The 18,828-nt window shown below is 70.6% G+C and carries 20 protein-coding genes; 12 read left to right on the top strand and 8 right to left on the bottom strand.

The features are described from left to right. Positions 1 to 10 precede the first annotated feature (10 nt). On the top strand, positions 11 to 418 hold the full coding sequence (gene arfB / locus BLS95_RS26625; RefSeq protein WP_090936767.1) for an alternative ribosome rescue aminoacyl-tRNA hydrolase ArfB: 408 nt from the start codon (positions 11 to 13) through the stop codon (positions 416 to 418). Positions 419 to 436: 18 nt separating this feature from the next. On the opposite strand, the gene BLS95_RS26630 is transcribed toward arfB, so the two are convergent. From BLS95_RS26630 to BLS95_RS26655, 6 genes are all read right to left on the bottom strand, one after another. Then, a complete protein-coding gene (locus tag BLS95_RS26630; RefSeq protein WP_176993393.1) occupies positions 437 to 973 on the bottom strand; it encodes an NADPH-dependent FMN reductase in 537 nt (178 codons plus the stop codon). A gap of 170 nt (positions 974 to 1,143) precedes the next feature. Then, positions 1,144 to 2,076, bottom strand: a complete 933-nt coding sequence (locus BLS95_RS26635; RefSeq protein WP_090936773.1) for an acyl-ACP desaturase — start codon at positions 2,074 to 2,076, stop codon at positions 1,144 to 1,146. A gap of 139 nt (positions 2,077 to 2,215) precedes the next feature. After that, on the bottom strand, positions 2,216 to 2,665 hold the full coding sequence (locus tag BLS95_RS26640) for a hypothetical protein (protein WP_090936777.1): 450 nt from the start codon (positions 2,663 to 2,665) through the stop codon (positions 2,216 to 2,218). 158 nt (positions 2,666 to 2,823) lie between these two features. Continuing rightward, positions 2,824 to 3,351: a coiled-coil domain-containing protein gene (locus BLS95_RS26645; RefSeq protein WP_090936781.1), complete on the bottom strand. Its 528-nt coding sequence runs from the start codon at positions 3,349 to 3,351 to the stop codon at positions 2,824 to 2,826. 149 nt (positions 3,352 to 3,500) lie between these two features. After that, entirely contained in the window at positions 3,501 to 4,124 is a 624-nt protein-coding gene (locus BLS95_RS26650; protein WP_090936784.1) for a hypothetical protein, read from the bottom strand. 43 nt (positions 4,125 to 4,167) lie between these two features. After that, positions 4,168 to 4,908, bottom strand: a complete 741-nt coding sequence (locus BLS95_RS26655; protein WP_425434749.1) for an HAD-IIA family hydrolase — start codon at positions 4,906 to 4,908, stop codon at positions 4,168 to 4,170. A 100-nt stretch (positions 4,909 to 5,008) separates the two neighbouring features. Between BLS95_RS26655 and BLS95_RS26660 the strand changes: the two genes are divergently transcribed. From BLS95_RS26660 to BLS95_RS26695, 8 genes are all read left to right on the top strand, one after another. Continuing rightward, positions 5,009 to 6,196, top strand: coding sequence for a M20 metallopeptidase family protein (locus BLS95_RS26660; protein WP_090936790.1), 1,188 nt, complete (start codon positions 5,009 to 5,011; stop codon positions 6,194 to 6,196). 1 nt (position 6,197) lies between these two features. After that, positions 6,198 to 7,163, top strand: a complete 966-nt coding sequence (locus tag BLS95_RS26665; RefSeq protein ID WP_090936794.1) for a zinc-dependent alcohol dehydrogenase family protein — start codon at positions 6,198 to 6,200, stop codon at positions 7,161 to 7,163. A gap of 161 nt (positions 7,164 to 7,324) precedes the next feature. Beyond that, the gene (locus BLS95_RS26670) at positions 7,325 to 9,145 is read left to right on the top strand and encodes an ABC transporter substrate-binding protein (RefSeq protein WP_090936797.1); all 1,821 of its coding nucleotides are present in this window, start codon (positions 7,325 to 7,327) and stop codon (positions 9,143 to 9,145) included. A gap of 4 nt (positions 9,146 to 9,149) precedes the next feature. Next, on the top strand, positions 9,150 to 10,160 hold the full coding sequence (locus tag BLS95_RS26675) for an ABC transporter permease (protein WP_090936800.1): 1,011 nt from the start codon (positions 9,150 to 9,152) through the stop codon (positions 10,158 to 10,160). Continuing rightward, positions 10,157 to 11,056 carry an ABC transporter permease gene (locus BLS95_RS26680; protein WP_090936802.1) on the top strand — a complete coding sequence of 300 codons (900 nt, stop codon included), beginning with the start codon at positions 10,157 to 10,159 and terminating at the stop codon, positions 11,054 to 11,056. Before BLS95_RS26675 ends, BLS95_RS26680 begins: the two co-directional genes overlap by 4 nt. 3 nt (positions 11,057 to 11,059) lie before the next feature. Then, positions 11,060 to 12,121, top strand: a complete 1,062-nt coding sequence (locus BLS95_RS26685; protein ID WP_245765292.1) for an ABC transporter ATP-binding protein — start codon at positions 11,060 to 11,062, stop codon at positions 12,119 to 12,121. Next, positions 12,118 to 13,128 (top strand): ABC transporter ATP-binding protein, encoded by a 1,011-nt coding sequence (locus BLS95_RS26690; RefSeq protein WP_090936805.1) that lies wholly within the window; start codon positions 12,118 to 12,120, stop codon positions 13,126 to 13,128. The genes BLS95_RS26685 and BLS95_RS26690 overlap by 4 nt, the downstream gene beginning before the upstream one ends. Continuing rightward, on the top strand, positions 13,128 to 14,027 hold the full coding sequence (locus BLS95_RS26695) for a GNAT family N-acetyltransferase (protein WP_090936808.1): 900 nt from the start codon (positions 13,128 to 13,130) through the stop codon (positions 14,025 to 14,027). Before BLS95_RS26690 ends, BLS95_RS26695 begins: the two co-directional genes overlap by 1 nt. 2 nt (positions 14,028 to 14,029) lie before the next feature. Here the strand turns inward: BLS95_RS26695 and BLS95_RS26700 are convergent, their stop codons facing one another. Then, positions 14,030 to 15,142 carry an exo-beta-N-acetylmuramidase NamZ family protein gene (locus tag BLS95_RS26700; protein ID WP_090936811.1) on the bottom strand — a complete coding sequence of 371 codons (1,113 nt, stop codon included), beginning with the start codon at positions 15,140 to 15,142 and terminating at the stop codon, positions 14,030 to 14,032. Positions 15,143 to 15,200: 58 nt separating this feature from the next. Between BLS95_RS26700 and murQ the strand changes: the two genes are divergently transcribed. The 3 genes from murQ to BLS95_RS26715 all read left to right on the top strand — a co-directional run bounded on the left by murQ (position 15,201) and on the right by BLS95_RS26715 (position 17,872). After that, complete coding sequence (gene murQ / locus BLS95_RS26705; protein WP_090936814.1) at positions 15,201 to 16,100, top strand: N-acetylmuramic acid 6-phosphate etherase; 900 nt, start codon at positions 15,201 to 15,203, stop codon at positions 16,098 to 16,100. A gap of 243 nt (positions 16,101 to 16,343) precedes the next feature. Beyond that, positions 16,344 to 17,411, top strand: a complete 1,068-nt coding sequence (locus BLS95_RS26710) for a serine hydrolase domain-containing protein (protein WP_090937133.1) — start codon at positions 16,344 to 16,346, stop codon at positions 17,409 to 17,411. Between the two features lie 83 nt (positions 17,412 to 17,494). Beyond that, positions 17,495 to 17,872 carry a VOC family protein gene (locus BLS95_RS26715; RefSeq protein ID WP_090936817.1) on the top strand — a complete coding sequence of 126 codons (378 nt, stop codon included), beginning with the start codon at positions 17,495 to 17,497 and terminating at the stop codon, positions 17,870 to 17,872. On the opposite strand, the gene BLS95_RS26720 is transcribed toward BLS95_RS26715, so the two are convergent. After that, positions 17,869 to 18,756 (bottom strand): TIGR03619 family F420-dependent LLM class oxidoreductase, encoded by an 888-nt coding sequence (locus BLS95_RS26720; protein WP_090936820.1) that lies wholly within the window; start codon positions 18,754 to 18,756, stop codon positions 17,869 to 17,871. The two genes, BLS95_RS26715 and BLS95_RS26720, sit on opposite strands and share 4 nt — an antisense overlap. Between the last annotated feature and the right edge of the window lie 72 nt (positions 18,757 to 18,828).

Raw genomic sequence — 18,828 nt, forward strand, 5'->3', positions numbered from 1 at the left:
AGCCCCACGCATGCCCGGCCCGCTGGTCGTCAACGACTCGGTCGTCATTCCCGACGCCGAGCTCGTCTGGCGTTTCTCGCGCTCGTCAGGCCCGGGCGGCCAGGGCGTCAACACCACGGACAGCCGTGTGGAGCTGGTTTTCGACGTGGCCGCGACGACCGCGCTGCCGCCCGAGCTGAAGGCCAGGGCACTCGATCGCCTGGGCGTCACCACGATCACCATCGCCGCCTCCGAACACCGTTCCCAGCTCAGGAACAGGGAGGCCGCCGCCGACCGGCTGGCGCAGCGCGTGCGCGAGGCCATCGCCCCGCCCCCGAAGCACCGCCGCAAGACCAAGCCCAGCCGGGGCGCCGTCGAACGCCGCATCGCCGCCAAGAAGCAGCGCTCCGACCTCAAGCGCCTGCGCCGCGAGCCCTGACGGGCCGCCCGGCCTGGCTCAGAGCGACAGCGCGGGTTCCAGCACCTGGGCCGGGCAGAGCTGCCCGATCACGGCCCGCACCTGCGCCCTCAGGTCGGGCGAGGTCAGATGGCCGTCCTCGTCGAAGTGGGGCCAGACCGGTGAGATCACCAGCTCGGCCCCCATGACGACGGCCCCCGCCCCCTGCAACTGCTTGTAGAGCTCGGCCTGGGCCCACATGGCGCCGCAGGCCCGCGCGCTCGCGCTCATCGCCGCGACGTGCTTGCCCGACAGCTCGCCCAGGGCCGCCATCCAGTCCAGCGCGTACGTCAGCTCGGCCGGCAGCAGGCTGTGCTCGGGAGCGGTCACCAGTACGGCGTCGGACGACGCGACCAGCCTGGACAACTCGCGCACGGAGGCCGGGACGGCGGGCCCGGCGGTGTACGGCGGGATCTCGCCGAGCCCCTGCCACACCTCGAAATCCACGCCCTCGGGCAACTCGCCGCCCGCCGCTTCCAGCAGTCTGTTGATGAACGACCCCGCGTGGAGGCTGGCGGCGATCCCGATGATTTTCACCCTTGCTCCCCAGGCTTCCGGTGTGTACGGAAAACCTGCCCGATGCCCGGGATGCCAAGACCATCCCCCGGTCAAGAGGCGCACAGGGTTCGGCGGTCCACCCGCCCGGCGAGTCGCGATCGTGGCGGGGAGCTCCGCGCCCCGCCGATCAGTTCACCCGTGGCGACCGGTCAGCCCGCGGTGGCGGCCGCGCGGGCCCGGCGCTCTTCCCTGCGCTCGACGAACCTGGCCGCCGTGGTCTCGGTCTTGGCCAGGAACGCGGCCAGCTCCTCGCGGGCCCGCTCACCCTCGTCGTCCAGCCCGGTCTTCTCGAACACCGACCACTGCCGCAGCACCGGCATCAGGACGTCGTCGAGGTGCAGACGGAGGTCGTAGATGCCCTCGTTCGCGATGATCATGGCCTTGCGGGCGAACCCCTCGATGCCCGTGCCCGGCATCTGGAACGTGGTGACGACGTCGGTCACCGAACGCATGGTCTGGTTGGGGTCGAGCTCGAAGGCCGCCTTGAGCAGGTTGCGGTAGAAGAGCATGTGCAGGTTCTCGTCGGCGGCGATCCTGGCCAGCAGCCGCTCACAGCCCTCGTCGCCGGAGGCCCTGCCGGTGTTGCGGTGCGCGATGCGGGTGGCCAGCTCCTGGAACGAGACGTACGCGAGCTGGTGCAGCATGGTGTCGTAATCGCTGACGAACCCGTTCTCCATGTGGTGCATGCGGGCCCGCTCCAGGGCGACCGGGTCGACGGCGCGGGTGACGGTCAGATAGTCACGGAGGGCGGTACCGTGCCGATCCTCCTCGGCCGTCCACCGGTGAACCCAGGTCCCCCAGGCGCCGTCGCGGCCGAACGTGGTGGCGATCTCGTGGTGATAGCTGGGGAGATTGTCCTCGGTGAGGAGATTGACGATCAGCGAGACGCGGGCGGCCTCGGGGATCTTCGAGTCGCCTTCCTGCCAGGCCTGGCCCCCGTAGACGCCGTCGAAGTCACGGCCCTCGCTCCACGGGATGTACTCGTGCGGGAACCACTCCTTGGCCATCGTGTGATGGCGGTCGAGCTCCACCGCGACTACCGGCTCGAGCTCGTGCAGCAGCTCCGTCTGAGTCATCGCCATAAAAGATCTTCTCCTTCAGGTTACGGTACCGTAGGTTAGGCTACCCGAAGGACATACCGGTCATAGAGGGTTCCGATATGCGACCCGGTGTCCGCTGTGTCCCACTTACCATTCTGGACGCCTGGAGCGCACGACGCGACTATGCGCTCTCCTGCAACAGCCGATCGAGCTTGATACCCAGATCGGTCATCTCCGAACGGACGGAGCCGAACTCCTGCTCGATCTCGGACCGCACGGAGGCGAACTGGTCGGCGATCTCCGTCCGGATCCACGTGTCGTCGGCCTCCGTGCCGGCGAGCCGGGTGTTCACCTCTCGCCGGATCGCCGCCACCTCGGTCTCGACGGCCGCGAACTGCTCGGCCACCTCGACCCTGGACGTCGCCATCCCGGCCCTGATCGCGGCGATCTCCGACTGCAGGTGCTTGGTCCGGTCGTTGATCTCACCCAGGAGACCCTCCTCCCGGCCCCGCTCCTCCCTCGACGCCGCCTCGCCTAAGCGCATGGTGGCTTCGAGGGTCTCCACACGGAGCTTCAGATCGAGGATCTCCGCCCGTACGTCCACGCACGCCACCTCTGTATCGCCCTGCATCGCCACGAAGGAACGTGACCAATCTATCCCGAGCCACCCTCCCCTCGTCACCACTTGGTCGCAGTCCGTAAGCAAAACCCACCCCACCACACCGAAACCGCCACCCCGCGCACGGGGTGACGGCTCCCGATTCGACCACCCAGCCGCCGCGACGACGGCTACGCGCCCAACTTCCGCAGCACCCGATCCAGCTTGGACCCCAGATCGGCGATATCACCCTTCACCTCGGTCCGGAGCTCGGCGATCTCGCCCTTCAGCTCGGTCCGAACACTCGCGACCTCGGCCCGGACTTCGGCGATCTCGCCCTTCAGCTCGGTCCGGACACTCGCGACTTCGGCCCGGACTTCGGCGATCTCACCCTTGAGCTCGGTCCGAACACTCGCGATCTCCGTGCGGACCTCGGTGATCTCGCCCTTGAGCTCCTTGTGGACATCGGCGAGGTCGCTCTTCAGCACGGTGATGTCGCCCTGCATCACCGCGATGTCGCCCCCCATCACGGTGATGTCCCCCCGCATCGCCGTGATGTCGGTCTGCATCACGCGGATGCGATCGTTCATGTCGTAGAGGACTCCATTGTGCCGATCGAGCTCCTTGCTGTGATCCGAGACCAGTCCACCCGACACCATGAGACCCTCCACCTTCCGCAGCCGGACGTCCAAATTCCGGATCTCGGCCTGCACGTTCATGTGCCCTCCTCTAGGGTGCGAGAAGGGACCTGGCTAGTGATAGTAGCCGGGTCCCACTTTCTGTAAGCACATGGTTGCAGAGAGTTCAAGATCGCATGACCCGGCCGCGACGGCCGGGAGTGGTTTCTTCCACCCGGGTGGGGTCGGGGTCATGTCCGGTCTTCGATCTCCCACAGGTGGTCCACGACGTGCCAGATGATGCGGCGGACGCCGTAGCGGGGCGGCCAGCCTGTGGTCAGTGGCGGCTCCCAGGGGTGGGAGAGCGCCTCGGCCAGTTCCTCCCGCATGGCGTCCCGGTCGGCCCGCGACCTGTACGGCCGGTGCCGGACGCCGAGCTTCCTGGCGTAGGCCCGCTCGGCCTCCTCCACGTGGGCGACCATCTTCGCCAGGTCCCGTCCCCCGCCCCGCGGCCCCTTGCGGAGCTCCTCCGGGGACCCGCCGGCCGTCTCGTCGAAGAGCGCCCAGGCGGCCCGCATGAGGGCGACGCCGCGTTCGGCCTCATCGGCCGGTACGGGCGCCAGGTCCAGGTCCGGCACGGTGTACGGCACGCCGAAGTCGGTGGTCTGGCTGCCCGGCACCCGCCCGGTCACCACCGGGTCCCCGGGCGAGAAGTCCAGCCCGGCGCGGGCGGCCACCACGCGGTAACGCGGGACGTACTCCATGAGACGGTCGAGCGCCGCCTCCTCGCCTGCGGCGATCCGGCACCAGCCGGGCCAGTCGATCGCGCAGGCGAAGACCTTCTTCGGGCCGCTCTCCAGGTAAACGCGGGTCATGCCACGTCACCCTGCCACGCATACCTGTCAGGGCCGGTCAGGTTCAGATGAGGTCGACGAGGTCGGCCACCGAGTCGACCACCAGCGAGGGCCGGTAGGGGAAGCGGTCGATCTGCTCACGCTGGGTCACGCCGGTCAGCACCAGGATGGTGAACAGGCCCGCCTCCATGCCGGAGACGATGTCGGTGTCCATGCGGTCGCCGATCATCGCCGTGGTCTCGCTGTGCGCCTCGATCTCGTTGAGCGCGCTGCGCATCATGCGCGGGTTGGGCTTGCCGATGAAGTAGGGCTCGACCCCGGTGGCCTTGGTGACGAGGGCGGCCACGGCGCCGCAGGCCGGCAGGGAGCCCTCGGTCGAGGGGCCGATGGGGTCGGGGTTGGTGGCGATGAAGCGGGCGCCGCCCTCGATGAGGCGGATGGCCCGGGTGATCTGCGAGAAGCTGTAGGTGCGGGTCTCGCCCAGCACGACGTAGTCGGGCTGGCTGTCGGTGAGCACGTAGCCGACCTCGTGCAGCGCCGTCGTCAGGCCCGCCTCGCCGATGACGTACGCGCTGCCGCCGGGCCGCTGGTCGTCCAGGAACTGGGCGGTGGCCAGGGCGGAGGTCCAGATGGACTCCGGCGGCACGTGCAGGCCGGCGCCGCTCAGCCGCGCCGACAGGTCGCGCCGGGTGTAGATCGAGTTGTTCGTCAGGATCCTGAACCTCCTGCCCGACTCGCTGAGCCTCTTGACGAACTCGTCCGCGCCGGGAACCGGCCGCCCCTCGTGGACGAGTACGCCGTCCATGTCGGACAACCAAGAATCGATCCGCTTACCCTGAGTCACCCGGACATCGTACCGAGCGCGCCTTATCGACTTCCTGCCTGGTACGTGAACAATGTGAACCATGTCGTTCACTGAATCCGCAGAGGACATGCGGGAAGAACTCATCCAGCTCAGACACTCGTTGCACACCACGCCGGAGGTCGGCCTCCACCTGCCGCGCACCCAGGAGAAGGTGCTGGCGGCGCTGGACGGCCTGCCCCTGGAGATCAAGACGGGCACCGCCCTGAGCTCCGTAACGGCGGTGTTGCGCGGTGGCAGGCCGGGACCCGCGATCCTGCTGCGCGGGGACATGGACGCCCTGCCGGTGATGGAGAAGAACGACCTGCCCTACCGGTCGGAGTCACCCGGGCAGATGCACGCTTGCGGCCACGACCTGCACACCACGATGCTGGTGGGCGCGGCCCGGCTGCTCAGCGCGCGGCGGGAGGAGCTCGCGGGTGACGTCATCTTCATGTTCCAGCCGGGCGAGGAGGGCCACGACGGCGCCAAGCACATGATCGGCGAGGGCGTGCTGGACGCGGCCGGGGAGCGGCCGGTGGCGGCGTACGGGATGCACGTGGTCTCGTCGATGTTGCCGCCGGGGCTGTTCTCGGCGCGGCCCGGGCCGATGATGGCGGCGGCCGACGTGTTCTGCGTCACGGTGAAGGGCCGTGGCGGGCACGGTTCGACCCCGCACCGGGCGCTGGACCCGATCCAGGCCGCCTGCGAGATGGTGGTGTCGATGCAGGCGATGGTGACCAGGTCGTTCGACGTGTTCGACCCGGTCGTCGTGACCGTGGGCACCTTCCACGGCGGGTCGAAGGACAACATCATCCCCGACGACGCCATGTTCGAGGCCACCGTGCGCACCTTCAGCAAGGAGAACCGGAGGCTGATCAAGCGCCGGCTGGTGGAGGTCGTGGAGGGCGTCGCGGCGGCGCACGGGCTGCGGGTCGAGACGTCGTTCGGGATGGGCTACCCGGTGACGGTCAACAACGAGGACGAGGCGGCCTTCGTCGGGCGCACGGCCGAGGAGTTGTTCGGGGCCGGGCGCTTCTTCGTCACGCCGAACCCTGTGATGGGCTCGGAGGATTTCTCGTACGTGCTGGAGTCCGTGCCGGGGGCCTTCGCCTTCCTGGGCGCGTGCCCGCCGGACCGTGACCCGGCGACGGCGCCGTACAACCACTCGCCCGAGGCGCTCTTCGACGACGCGGTGCTGCCGGACGGCACCGCGCTCTACGCGGCGCTGGCCTTCTCGCGGCTGTCCTGACATGCGGGCCTGGGTGGTGGACCGGCCGGGACCGATGGCGTCACGGCCGCTGGTGGCGGTCGAGCGGGAGGTGCCCACGCCCGGTCCGGGCGAGGTGCTGGTACGGGTGGAGGCGTGCGGCGTGTGCCGTACCGACCTGCACCTGGCGGAGGGGGATCTGCCCCCGAAGCGGCCCCGCACCACGCCCGGGCACCAGGTGGTCGGGCGCGTGGTGGGCACCGATGAGCGGGTGGGGGTCGCCTGGCTGCGCTCCACCTGCGGGACGTGCCGCTACTGCCGCAGGGGCATGGAGAACCTCTGCCCGTACTCGGCCTACACCGGGTGGGACGCCGACGGCGGGTACGCCGAATACGTCGTCGCGCCGTCCGGCTACGTCTACCCCCTGCCCGACGAGCCGCCCGCCGAGCGGCTGGCCCCGTTGTTGTGCGCCGGGATCATCGGATACCGGGCGCTGGCGCGGTGCGACCTGCCGCCCGGCGGGCGGCTGGGCATCTACGGGTTCGGCGCCTCGGCCCACCTGACCGCCCAGGCCGCCATCGCCCAGGGCGCCGTCGTGCACGCCGTCACCAGATCCGCCGCCTCCCGGGAGCTGGCGCTGGAGCTGGGGGCGGCCTCGGCAGGCGACCGGCCGCCTGAGCCGCTGGACGCGGCGATCCTGTTCGCGCCGGTGGGGACGCTGGTCCCGCCCGCGTTGGAGGCACTTGACCGGGGAGGTACTCTGGCGATTGCCGGGATCCACCTCACGGACATTCCCGTGCTCAACTACGAGCGGCACCTGTTCCAGGAGCGCACCGTGCGCAGCGTGACCGCCAACACAAGGGCCGACGGGCGGGCCTACCTGGCACTGGCACTGGCGCATCCGCCGCGGGTGACCACGACGCCCTACTCCTTCACAGAGGCCGATCGGGCACTGTCCGATCTGGCCGCGGACCAGGTCAACGGGGCTGCCGTCCTGGTCGTGGCTTGACCAATTATTTGGTGGAACTTAGTACCACTTCGTACACTCATGAAGGAAAGTTACATTAACCTCACAACCTCTGGAGATTATTGACGCCGATCGGCCGCGATCGTAGGGTCCGGTCAACTCCTACTGATCCACTTTTGGTCCGACATTCCCCGGAGCGGCACATGAAGCGACTGGCAGCGGTAGTGGCGTTGGCGAGCCTTGCCACCGCTACTGCGGCGTGCAGTGGTGGCACCACCAACACGTCCGGCGGCCCTGGCGGCGGTGGCGGGCTCTTCACCACGATCGACGTGAGCAGACCCGGCCTCGACGCGAGCGCCCCAGCCAATATCTGGAACCCGAAGGGCAACTCCTTCATCGGCTACAACGCGATGAAGCTGGGCTGGGTCAAGAACTCCCTGACCGACCCGAACCAGTTCTACCCAGGCATCGCGGCCAAATGGGAAATCGCGCCCGACAACTCCTCCATCACCCTGCACATCCAGCCGAACGCCAAGTGGTCCGACGGCAAGCCGGTCACGGCCGAGGACGTCAAGATGTCCATCGGGCTCGCCTACACCACCGGCAGCACCGCGTTCGCCCTCACGCCGGGCGCGGCGGGCGCCGCCGCGGACGTGCAGATCGTGGACGACAAGACCGTCAAGGTCACCCAGGACATGGCGAACCCCAGCAGCAAGTTCGCCCGCGGCGTCATCGACAACTGGGTCGAGCCGGCCCACATCTGGGGCAGCCTGCTGCCCGCCGACTTCTGGGAGAAGCTCAAGGCCTCCCGGGGCACCGGCGCGACGGCCGACAAGGACCGCGAGGAGATCCTCGCCATCGGCCAGAAGGTGCTCGCCTTCGCGCCGCCGAAGGACGTCTCGGCGGGGCCGTTCACCCTGGAGCGGGTGAACCCGGGCGAGGCGCTGCTGGTCAAGAACAAGTACTTCTACAACGCCGCCAACGTCACCCCCGACCAGGTGAAGTTCCTCAACTACAGCGGCAACGAGCAGGTGTGGAACTACCTGAGCGCCGGCAAGCTCGACCACTCCGGCTTCACGGCCGCCCCCACCGACGTGATGACCCGGATCAAGAACGCCCCGGGCTCGGAGATCATCAAGGGCTTCTCGCCGGTGGCCGTCGGCATGGCGTTCAACCAGAGCAAGAAGCCGTACGACAACGTGCACGTGCGCCGCGGCCTGGCCTACCTGATCGACCGCGCGCAGGTCACCAAGGTGGCCTCGCCCGAGGGCGGCACCCCGGCCCTGACGACCTCCGGCATCCACCAGAAGCCCGCCCAGGAATGGATCGGCCCCGAGCTGTCCAAGCTCAACCCCTACCCGCACGACGTGGCCAAGGCGGCGGCGGAGTTCAAGGAGGCCGGCCTGCGGCAGAAGGACGGCAAGTGGACGCTGCCCGACGGCTCGCCGTGGACGGTGACCATGACGGCCCCCTCCGGCTTCTCCGACTGGATCTCCGCGCAGGAGAACATCAAGAGCCAGCTCATCGAGAACGGCGTCAACGCCGAGGTCGTGACCGTCGCCGACTACCCGATCTACCTGGAGGAGCTGGCAGCCGGCAAGTACGACGTGGGCTTCTGGCTGATGGCCCTGGGCCCGGCACCGTACGACATCTTCCAGCGCCTCTACGGCACCCCCAACGGCTGGACCAACGTCGCGGGCAAGGTCACCCACAACGCCCCCGGCAAGGCCGGCAACTGGATGGGCGGCCCGGAGGAGCTCGACGTCCAGGGCGTCGGCAAGATCAACCCGGGTGAGCTCACCGCCAAGCTCAACGCGGCCTCGCCCGAGGAGGCCAAGCCGATCATGGCGCAGCTCGCCATGGCGGCCAACCAGGACCTCCCGGCCATCCAGCTCTGGGACTACGTCAACACGCAGTTCGTCAACACCAGCCGGTTCACCGGCTGGCCCGCGCAGGACAGCGACCTGCTGCGCCTGCCCGCCGGGGTGTGGATGCAACTCGGCATGATCAAGAAGAAGCAGTAACTTTATGGGCGTTATCGCACGGCGACTCGCGGGCCACCTGGCCCGCGGCATCGTCATGATCCTCGTCGTGGCCACGATCAGTTTCTTCATCGTCAGGAGCATCCCGGGCGACCCGGTGGCCGCGAACGTGCAGAAACTGATCCAGCAGGGCATGGATCCGGTGGCGGCCGAGCAGGCCACCCGGGTGCTGTACGGGTTCCAGCCGCGCGGCACGCTCTGGCACCAGTACATCGACTACATGTCGGGCCTGTTCACCTTCAACCTCGGCCAGTCGGTCAGCCACGCGGGCCAGCCCGTCACGCAGGTGCTCGGCGAGGCCGCCAAGTGGACCGTTCTACCGGTGCTGGCGGGCACGCTGCTGAGCTTCCTGGTCGGCATCGTGCTGGGCGTCTACGCGGCCATCAAGCGCTCCGGCAAGCTCGGCGACGTGCTGGCGATCTCCGGGTCGCTGCTGCACGGCGTGCCGCAATATGTGCTGGGGCTGCTGCTGAGCGCCGTGTTCGCCACGCTGATCCCGATCCTGCCGGCGGACGGGCCGGTGGACATCCTGTACGAGCCGGGGTTCAACGCCGGCTACCTCGGCTCGCTGGCCCAGCACGCGGTGCTGCCGGTGGCGACGTACGCGCTGGCGGCCTACGGCGGGTGGATCCTTGCCATGAAGTCCAGCGTGGTCACGGTGCTCGGCGACGACTTCATCCTGGCCGCCGAACTGCGCGGGATGAAGCGGTCGATCGTCTTCAGGTACATCGCGCGCAACGCGATCCTGCCGCTGTTCACGATCCTGGCGCTGTCGCTGGGCCTGCTGCTCGGCGGCGCGGTGTTCATCGAGCGGATCTTCAACTATCCGGGGCTCGGGCTGCTGCTCCTCGACAGCATCACCATGCGTGACTACGCGCTGATGGGCGGGGCGTTCCTGCTGATCACGGCGGCCATCATCGTCGCGAACATCCTGGCCGACCTCTTCTACAGCGTGATCGACCCGCGGGTGCGCGGCGGCGAGGAGGTGTCGACATGAGCGTGCTGCTGGAGAGCTCCTCGACCAGCGCCACCATGCGCCGCAACTTCTGGGCGGGCGTGTGGCGGGTGATGAAGCGCAAGCCGAGCCGCATGGTGGGCGTCGTGCTCGTGCTCGGGTTCGCGTTCATGGGCGTGTTCGGGCCGATGTTCTACCCCGCCCAGCTCCCCCGCGACCCCAACCTGATCACCAGCCCGCCGAGCGCGCAGCACTGGCTGGGCACCGACGACCAGGGCCGCGACGTGATCGCCCTGGTGGTCACCGGCTCCCGGTACGTGCTGCTGGCCGCGCTGGTGACCGCCCTCATCACCGTGGTGGTGGGCACCGGGATCGGCCTGTTCTCCGGCTTCAAGCGGGGCCGCTGGGACACCGTGCTCATGCGGCTGACCGACATGAAGCTGACCATCCCCGGGCTGCCGCTGCTGCTGGTGCTGTCGACGGTGTGGAAGTTCGGCAGCCCGACCCAGATGGGCCTGGTCCTGGGGCTGCTCGGCTGGGGCGGCGTGGCGCGGGCGGTGCGCTCGCAGACGTTGTCGCTGCGCGAGCGGGGCTTCATCGAGGCGGCGCGCGGGCTGGGGCTGTCCACGACGCACATCGTGGGCAAGGAGCTGCTGCCCAGCATGGCGCCCTACATCGCGATGAACATGCTGATCGCGGTCACCGGTGGCGTGTACGCGCAGGTGGGCCTGTTCTTCCTGGGCGTGCTGCCGTACGAGTCGAACAACTGGGGGCAGATGCTGAACACGGCCGTGTTCCGCTCCGGGGCCCTGACCGTGCCGAGCGGGCTGGGCTTCCTGATCGGGCCGCTGCTGGCGATCCTGCTGCTGACGCTCGCCATCGTGCTCGTCGTCGACGCGATGGACGAGATCTTCAACCCCCGGCTGCGCGAGGAGTAGAGCGTGTCCGAGCGAAGCGAGGTCACCATCAAACAGAGCACCGCTGCGCGGGAGGCCGCGGCTCCCCCGCGCAAGGAGGCGCCGGGAGTACGCATCAGCGGCCTCACCGTCGTCTACAAGACCCCGGCGGGCGAGCTGCCCGCCGTCCGGGACGTCAGCCTGACGCTGGAGCCCGGCTCCATCACCGGCATCGTGGGCGAGTCCGGCTCGGGCAAGTCCACGCTGGCCCTGTCGCTGCTCAACGCCGTGCAGCCGCCCGGCAGGATCTCGACCGGGAGCGTCGAGATCGACGGGCTCGGCGACGTGGTCGGCTTCCGGGGCGAGCGGTTGCGCAAGGCGCGCGGCCAGCACATCGGCTACGTGTTCCAGGCGGCACAGAACTCGCTCAACCCGCTCAAGACGGTCGGCAAGCAGTTGCTCGACCTGGGGCGCTCGCACGGGGTGGACGACCTGCGCGGCCTGGTGCGCGAGGCCAAGGAGCTGCTCGGCCGGATGGGGCTGGACGGGGCCAGGGTGCTCGACTCTCACCAGCACGAGCTGTCCGGCGGCATGCGCCAGCGGGTCGGCATCATGCTGGCGCTGGTGCTCAACGCCCACCTGGTGGTGCTGGACGAGCCGACGACGGCGCTGGACATGATCACGCAGGCCAACATCCTGAAGATCGTCCGTGAGGTGCACGCGGAGCGCGGCCTGACGACGCTGGTCATCACGCACGACATCGGCGTGGTCGCCGAGGTCGCCGACCGGCTGGCGGTCATGTACGGCGGGCGGCTGGTCGAGCAGGGCCCGACCAGGCAGGTGCTCGCCGCCCCGCGCCACCCCTACACCAGGGGCCTCATCAAGGCCATTCCCCGGCTGGTCGGCGACATCGACGAGGCCCAGGCGCTGCCGGGACGGCCGCCGACGCTGGTGACCGTGCCGAAGGAGGGCTGCGTGTTCAGGGAACGCTGCGCGCTGCGCATGGACGTGTGCGACACCGTCGATCCGCAGGCCCGTGTCGACGAGGGCGCGTACGGGCCCAGGATCGTGGCCTGCCACGCCGTGACCGTGAAGGAGCGCGCATGATCACCGGGACCGGCATCGTCAAGACGTTCAAGCAGCGGGGCAAGGTGCTCGGTGCCCGCGAGGTGATGGCGCTGCGGGGCGTGGACTTCGCCATCCCCAAGGGCGGGGCGGCCTCGTTCATCGGCGAGTCCGGGTGCGGCAAGACCACGCTGGGGCGGATCATCGCCGGGCTGGAGACGTACGACGCGGGTGAGATCATCATCGGCGACGTCACGATGTCGTCGTTGCGGCCCAAGCAGCGGCAGCCGCACTACCGCAAGATCCAGCTGATCCACCAGGACCCGTACTCGGCGCTGAACCCCACCAGGACCATCCACCAGACGCTGTACGCGCCGCTGAGCCTGCGGGCCAGGCAGACCGGGCGGCCGCGGTCGTGGATCGAGGAGCGGGCGGCCGAGGTGCTGTCGCTGGTGGGGCTGGATCCGGGCACGGTGCTGGCGCGCTATCCGCACCAGCTCTCCGGCGGCATGCGGCAGCGGGTGGTCATCGCCCGCGCGCTGACCGTGGACCCCGAGATGCTGGTCGCGGACGAGGCCGTCTCGATGATCGACGTGTCGCTGCGGCTGGGCATCCTGGCGCTGCTGAAGGACCTGCGCGAGCGGCTCGGCGTGAGCGTGCTGTTCATCACGCACGACGTGGCCACGGCCCGCTACATCGGCGACGACGGCGAGCTGTACGTCATCTACCGCGGCCAGGTCGTCGAGCGCGGCCCGGTGGACACGGTCATCGCCGACCCGGTGCACCCGTACACGCAGTCGCTGCTGTCGGCCATCCCGGTGCTGCACGGCCTGGAGCGGCCGGGCGAGCAGCCGGTGATGCCGCTGGAGTCGCTGGACGAGAGCCAGTCGGACGAGGGCTGCCTGTTCGCCCGCCGCTGCCCGTTCCGCGGCGAGCGGTGCACGTCCGAGCGGCCGCTGCTGGCGGTCACGGAGGCCGCGCCGCAGCAGCACGCCTGCTTCTACCCGGAGCGCCGCAGCGTGATCGCCCGCCCGATGAGCGAGGTGTGATGGCGCACGCTGTGCGGACGGCCGAGCCCGCCGCGGCGGCCCGGGTCGCGGCGGCGGCGCTGACGCTGGACGACGAGGCGGGCGCGCTGGTGGGGTGGCTGTCGCGGCCTCCCGCCGAGCGGCGCCGGACGGCGCTGGCCACCGACGGCGGGGTCGTCCTGGCCTCCATGTCCACGCGCGACCCGGCCATCGGGCACATCGACCTGCTCGCCGTGCACCCCTCCGCCCGGGGCGAGGGCCGCGGCAGGGCGCTGGTACGGGCGGCCGAGGAGTGGCTGGCGGGGCAGGGCGCGCGGCAGGTGCGCCTGGCCGGCAACCCGCCCTGCTACGCCTGGCCCGGCATCGACGTGCGCTACACCGCCGCCGCCTGCCTGGCCGAGAGCCTCGGCTACGAGCGCTATGACGTGGCCTGGAACATGACCGCCGACCTGAGCGTGGACCTGTCCACGGAGGACGACGTGGCCCGCCTGAAGGGGGCCGGAGTCACCATCCGCGCCGCCGGGGCGGACCGGGACGCCGATCAGGGCGCCGATCGGGGCGCCGGCCGGGACGCCGATCGGGACAGGGTCGCCGCGTTCGTCCGCGACGAGTGGAACGAGTCGTGGGCCTGGGAGGCGGTCAACGCCCGCGGCCTGTACCTCGCCGAGCGCGACGGGCGGGTCGTGGCCTTCGCCGCCTGGGGGGCGCGGCCCGGCTGGTTCGGCCCCACCGGCACCGCCGCCGAGGCCCGCGGGCTGGGGCTGGGCCGGGTGCTGCTGCGCAGGTGCCTGGCGGACATGCGCGCCGCCGGGCAGTCCAGCGCCCAGATCGGGTGGGTCGGGCCGTTGCGGTTCTATTCGTATGCCGTGGGCGCGCGGGCGGAGCGGGTGTTCTGGCTCTACCGGCGCGACCTGGCGTGATGTCACGAGTAGAGGAGCCGGCCCTGCGGGCGCCCGGGTGGCGGGCACAGGTCGCGGGGGTCCGCGCCGCTGTCCAGGCTCGTGGTGAGCGAGCCGGAGCCCCACAGGTCGTCCAGGAACAGGCCGGGGCCGCGCCAGCGCAGGTCGTCCGGGTAGAGGGTGCGGGCCACGTGCAGCATCGACAGCCCGGTCAGCACTGGCCGGAACGCCGCCCGGTCGTGCACGTGGAGCTGCACGCCGCGGCAGGGGGTGCCGGCGTGCTTGTGGAACGTGGGCGTGAACCAGGTCTCCCTGAAGCGCACCCCCGGCAGGTCCAGCGCGGCCAGCGCGGGGGCGAGGCGGGCGTCCGCGTACGGCGCCCCGACCAGCTCGAACGGCCGGGTGGTGCCGCGCCCCTCGGAGAAGTTCGTGCCCTCGAACAGCCCCGTGCCGGGGTAGACCAGCGCGGTGTCCGTGGTCGGCATGTTGACCGACGGCATCACCCAGGGCAGTCCCGTCTCGGCGTACGTCATGTCGCGCCGCCAGCCCTCCATCTCGACCACGCGCAGGTCCAGGTCGAACCCGAACAGTCCGGCCAGCTCCCCTGCTGTCCTGCCGTGCCGCACGGGCAGCGGGAACCGCCCCACGAAGCTCGCGTACGCCGGGTCGAGCGGCGGCCCCTCCTCGACGGTCCCGCCGAGCGGGTTGGGCCGGTCCAGCACCACGAACCGCAGCCCGAGCCGGGCGGCCGAGGCCATCAGGTCGTACATGGTCCAGACGTAGGTGTAGAAGCGGGTGCCGATGTCGGCGATGTCGAAGACCAGCGTGTCCACGCCGGTGGCGGCGACCACCCGGTCGAGCGCCGCGCCGTCGAGCCGGTGGGTGTCGTGGACCGGCAGGCCGGTGCGCTCGTCCACGGTGTCGGCCTCGCTGCCGGCCGCCTGGGCGGTGCCGCGCAGGCCGTGCTCGGGACCGAACAGCGCCGTCACCTTCAGTCCCGCCGCCAGCAGGGCGTCGGGGGTGCGGGTGAGGTCAGGCAGGACTCCGGTGGGGTTCGTGATCAGGCCGAGGCGGGCCCCGCCGGCCAGCGAGGTATCCACGGCCAGCCGTTCGGCTCCGGTGCGTACGTGTGACATGAACCCATTGTCCTGAAAGATATTTACATGGGAGTAGTTAAGGGTGGAAGTTAGCGACATGATAGATCCGCTACCCGAGTTGTCCACCGAGCAGAGCGATCCCCGCTACAGCGACATCGACCGGCTGCCGACGGAGCAGATCGCGCGGTTGATGAACCAGGCCGACGCCGCCGTGCCCGACGCCGTCGCGGCGGTCGTCCCGGCGATCTCGGCCGCGATCGACGCGATCTCCGCGCGGATGACCGAGGGCGGAAGGCTGCTGTACGTCGGCGCCGGCACCTCGGGACGGCTGGCGGTGCTCGACGCGAGCGAGTGCCCGCCCACTTTCGGCACCGATCCCGAGCTGGTGCGGGGCATCATCGCCGGCGGGCCCGAGGCGCTCACCCGATCCGTGGAGGGGGCGGAGGACGACGCCGAGGCGGGCGCCGCCGCGATGAAGGACCTGGCGGTCGGGCCGCTGGACTCGGTGGTGGGCGTGTCCGCCAGCGGGGGTGCTCCTTTCGTGCTGGGCGCGGTGGGCGAGGCGGCCGGGCGCGGCGCGCTGACGGTGGGCCTGTCGTGCAACGACGGCGCGCCGTTGTCGGCCGCCGCCGAGCACGCGATCGAGGTGGTCGTGGGGCCCGAGGTGGTGACCGGGTCCACCAGACTCAAGGCGGGCACGGCCCAGAAGCTCGTGCTGAACATGATCTCGACGATCTCCATGGTCCGGCTCGGCCGTACCTACGGGAACCAGATGATCGAGATGGCGACCATGAACCGCAAGCTCGCCGGGCGGGCGTTGCGCATGGTCAGGGACATCACCGGGGCCGACCAGGAGACGGCCGGCGCGGCGCTGGACGCGGCGGGCGGGCAGGTGAAGACCGCGGTGCTGATGATCCAGCGCGGGCTCGACGCGGACGGCGCCCGCGCGCTGCTGCAGTCGCACGGCGAACGCCTGAGCGACGCGCTCAGCGGCTGACCGCACGCACCTTCTTGACGATCGCACGGGCCTCCGGCTTGAGGGCATGGGCCGCGGCTTGAGAGCACTGGCCTCGGGTCGGGCACGGCCTCGACTTGAGGGCACGGCCTCGACTTGAGGGCACGGGCCTTCGGCGGATGGGACGTACCGGATACCGGGTGCCGGGTGCCGCGCCGGCCGCCACCCGGCTGGATGGGGAGGGAACGGATGACGGCCCGGCTCGACGGGGAGAGGGGAACGGGGATGTCCGATCGGCTGGACGCGATCCTGGCGGACGCGGTGCCGCGCGTCTGCCCGGCCGCGGTCGCGCTCATCGCCGTGGACGGCTCCGTGGTGGCCACCGCCGCGACCGGAGAGCTCGTACGCTACGCCGACGCCGCCGGGACCCTGGCCGCCGAGCGCCCGCCCGTACACCGTGACTCGATCTTCGACCTGGCCTCGGTCAGCAAGCTGTTCACCACGGTCGTGCTGCTCTCCCTGGCCGAGGAGGGCCGGCTGGGCCTGGACGAGCCGGTGGCCGCTTGGATCCCCGGCCGCGACCTGCGTATCACGCCGCGCCGGCTGCTCACCCACACGGCGGGCCTGCCCCCGACCCGCCGCATCGACCACGAGCTGCCCGGCGCCGATCACGCGACCCGGATGGCCGCGATGCTGGAGACGCCGGTCACCCACCCGGTCGGCGGCTCCTACCTCTACAGCGACGTCGGCATGGTCATCGCGGGCCGGGTCGCCGAGCTGGCCGGCGGCGCGCCACTTGACGCGCTGGTCCGCGCCCGGATCACGGACGTGCTCGGGCTGCCCGACACCGGCTACCGCCCGGCCTCGCCGTCCCGGATCGCCGCCACCGAGTGGAAGCCGGAACGCCGGGGCCCGGACGAGCACGTCTGCGTGCGGGGCGAGGTGCACGACGAGACCGCCTACGCGCTGGGCGGTGTGGCGGGCCACGCGGGGGTGTTCGCCACGGCGGGCGACCTGCTGGCCTTCGGCGAGGCGCTGCGACTCGGCGGCGGGCCGATGCTGCGCCCGGAGAGCGTCGCCGAGATGGTACGCGACCAGGGCGCCGAGGGGGCCGCGTTCCGGCACGGGCTGGGCGTGCGCCTCGGCGATCCGGGCATTGTGGGGCCGCTGGGCGCCGCCGCGTACGGCCATTCGGGGTTCACCGGCACCTCGCTGGTGGTCGATCCCGGCCGCCGGTTGACCGTGGTGCTGCTGACGAACGCCGTCCACCCCGTACGGGGAGGCGAGGGCATCGGCGAGCTGCGCCGCGCGGTCGCGGCGGAAGCGCTGCGCTTGGCCGCCCCCGCCCTCTGAACTCGGTAGTACCGCCGTGGCCCACCACGTCACGGGCCTGCGGCGTCGCCTCGCTGCCCCCGCCGCTGGAATAGCCTGAAGGTATGTCCGTCCATCTGAACCACACCATTGTGCAGGCCAGGGACAGAGACGAGACCGCCGCGTTCCTGGTCGACGTGCTCGGGCTGGAGCCGGCGCCGGTCTACGGACCGTTCCGGGTCGTCACGCTCGGCAACGACGTCTCGCTGGACGTCGTCCAGGCGGGCGGGGACGTGGTGGCGCAGCACTACGCGTTCCTCGTCAGCGAGGAGGAGTTCGACCAGATCTGGGGCCGGATCAAGGATCGCGGGCTGCCGTACTGGGCCGATCCGCACCACCGGCAGGCCGGCCGGATCAACACCAACGACGGCGGCCGCGGTCTCTACTGGTCCGACCCCAACGGTCACAACCTGGAGATCATCACGGTCCCGTACGGCGGTTAGGGAGCCAGCGCCTCCAGTGCCTCCTCCGCCCGGCGCATCGCCTCCTTGGCGTCGAGCGTGACGAACTCGCGGTCGAAGTTCAGGTCGTGGAAGACCTCCGTCACGCCGGCGGCGGCCAGTTCGGCCACGTCGTGCCGGATGTCGTCGTACGTGCCGGTCAGCGACCGGTCGGAGCGGGCCGCCCTGACCTGCGTGACGCCGCGCACCACGATCCGGAACGCGTCCGCGTCCCGCCCGGCCTCGGCCACCGCCTCCTTGAGCAGGCGCACCCGGCCCGCGATGGCGGACAGGTCCTCCCTGCTGGAGCTCACCCACCCGTCGGCCAGCCGGGCGGCACGGCGCAGCGCGACCTCGGCGGCGCCCCCGAGCAGGATCGGCGGCGGCCCCGGCTCTGGCTTGGGGTCCATGTGGGACGGCGAGACCCGGTAGAACTCGCCGTGGTGCTCGATCACGTCGTCGGCCCACGCCTTACGCAGCACCTCGACGTACTCCTCGCCGCGGCGCCCGCGCCGCTCCATGCCGACGCCGGTGGCCTCGAACTCCTCCGGCACCCAGCCCAGCCCGAGGCCGGCCGTCAGCCGGCCGCCCGAGAGCGTCTGCAGCGTGGCCAGCTGCTTGGCCAGCACCACCGGCTGCACGTACGCGTTGATCACGGCCACCCCGAGCCGGATCCGGCTCGTCACGCCGGACAGGTGAGCCAGCGTGATCAGCGGGTCGTGCACGCTGCGGTAGGTCGGCCCCATCTGGTGCCCGACGGGGTACAGCAGTCGCTGGAAGGTCCAGAGCTCGTGATATCCGAGCGCTTCGGCGCGGGTGGCGACACGGCGCAGGTTCTCCGGCGTGGCCCACGCCCCTGACTGGGGTACGGCGAAACCGACTCTCATGCCCCCTAGTCTGTCCGACACGAGTACGCCCCAGACACTTGCCCGTGACCTTCGAGGAGGAATGAGACCAGT

The sequence above is a fragment of the Nonomuraea jiangxiensis genome, assembly GCF_900099965.1.
In the GTDB taxonomy this organism is placed as follows: Bacteria; Actinomycetota; Actinomycetes; order Streptosporangiales; family Streptosporangiaceae; genus Nonomuraea; species Nonomuraea jiangxiensis.

Excerpts from the sequence above, each read along its gene's own strand:
- BLS95_RS26640 (WP_090936777.1), bottom strand. The coding sequence starts at position 2,665 with ATGCAGGGCGATACAGAGGTGGCGTGCGTGGACGTACGGGCGGAGATC.
- BLS95_RS26650 (WP_090936784.1), bottom strand. The coding sequence starts at position 4,124 with ATGACCCGCGTTTACCTGGAGAGCGGCCCGAAGAAGGTCTTCGCCTGC.
- BLS95_RS26660 (WP_090936790.1), top strand. The coding sequence starts at position 5,009 with ATGTCGTTCACTGAATCCGCAGAGGACATGCGGGAAGAACTCATCCAG.
- BLS95_RS26710 (WP_090937133.1), top strand. The coding sequence starts at position 16,344 with ATGTCCGATCGGCTGGACGCGATCCTGGCGGACGCGGTGCCGCGCGTC.
- BLS95_RS26675 (WP_090936800.1), top strand. The coding sequence starts at position 9,150 with ATGGGCGTTATCGCACGGCGACTCGCGGGCCACCTGGCCCGCGGCATC.
- murQ (WP_090936814.1), top strand. The coding sequence starts at position 15,201 with ATGATAGATCCGCTACCCGAGTTGTCCACCGAGCAGAGCGATCCCCGC.
- BLS95_RS26665 (WP_090936794.1), top strand. The coding sequence starts at position 6,198 with ATGCGGGCCTGGGTGGTGGACCGGCCGGGACCGATGGCGTCACGGCCG.
- BLS95_RS26695 (WP_090936808.1), top strand. The coding sequence starts at position 13,128 with ATGGCGCACGCTGTGCGGACGGCCGAGCCCGCCGCGGCGGCCCGGGTC.
- BLS95_RS26645 (WP_090936781.1), bottom strand. The coding sequence starts at position 3,351 with ATGAACGTGCAGGCCGAGATCCGGAATTTGGACGTCCGGCTGCGGAAG.
- BLS95_RS26720 (WP_090936820.1), bottom strand. The coding sequence starts at position 18,756 with ATGAGAGTCGGTTTCGCCGTACCCCAGTCAGGGGCGTGGGCCACGCCG.
- BLS95_RS26670 (WP_090936797.1), top strand. The coding sequence starts at position 7,325 with ATGAAGCGACTGGCAGCGGTAGTGGCGTTGGCGAGCCTTGCCACCGCT.
- BLS95_RS26635 (WP_090936773.1), bottom strand. The coding sequence starts at position 2,076 with ATGGCGATGACTCAGACGGAGCTGCTGCACGAGCTCGAGCCGGTAGTC.
- BLS95_RS26690 (WP_090936805.1), top strand. The coding sequence starts at position 12,118 with ATGATCACCGGGACCGGCATCGTCAAGACGTTCAAGCAGCGGGGCAAG.
- BLS95_RS26655 (WP_425434749.1), bottom strand. The coding sequence starts at position 4,908 with ATGGACGGCGTACTCGTCCACGAGGGGCGGCCGGTTCCCGGCGCGGAC.
- BLS95_RS26700 (WP_090936811.1), bottom strand. The coding sequence starts at position 15,142 with ATGTCACACGTACGCACCGGAGCCGAACGGCTGGCCGTGGATACCTCG.
- BLS95_RS26680 (WP_090936802.1), top strand. The coding sequence starts at position 10,157 with ATGAGCGTGCTGCTGGAGAGCTCCTCGACCAGCGCCACCATGCGCCGC.
- arfB (WP_090936767.1), top strand. The coding sequence starts at position 11 with ATGCCCGGCCCGCTGGTCGTCAACGACTCGGTCGTCATTCCCGACGCC.
- BLS95_RS26715 (WP_090936817.1), top strand. The coding sequence starts at position 17,495 with ATGTCCGTCCATCTGAACCACACCATTGTGCAGGCCAGGGACAGAGAC.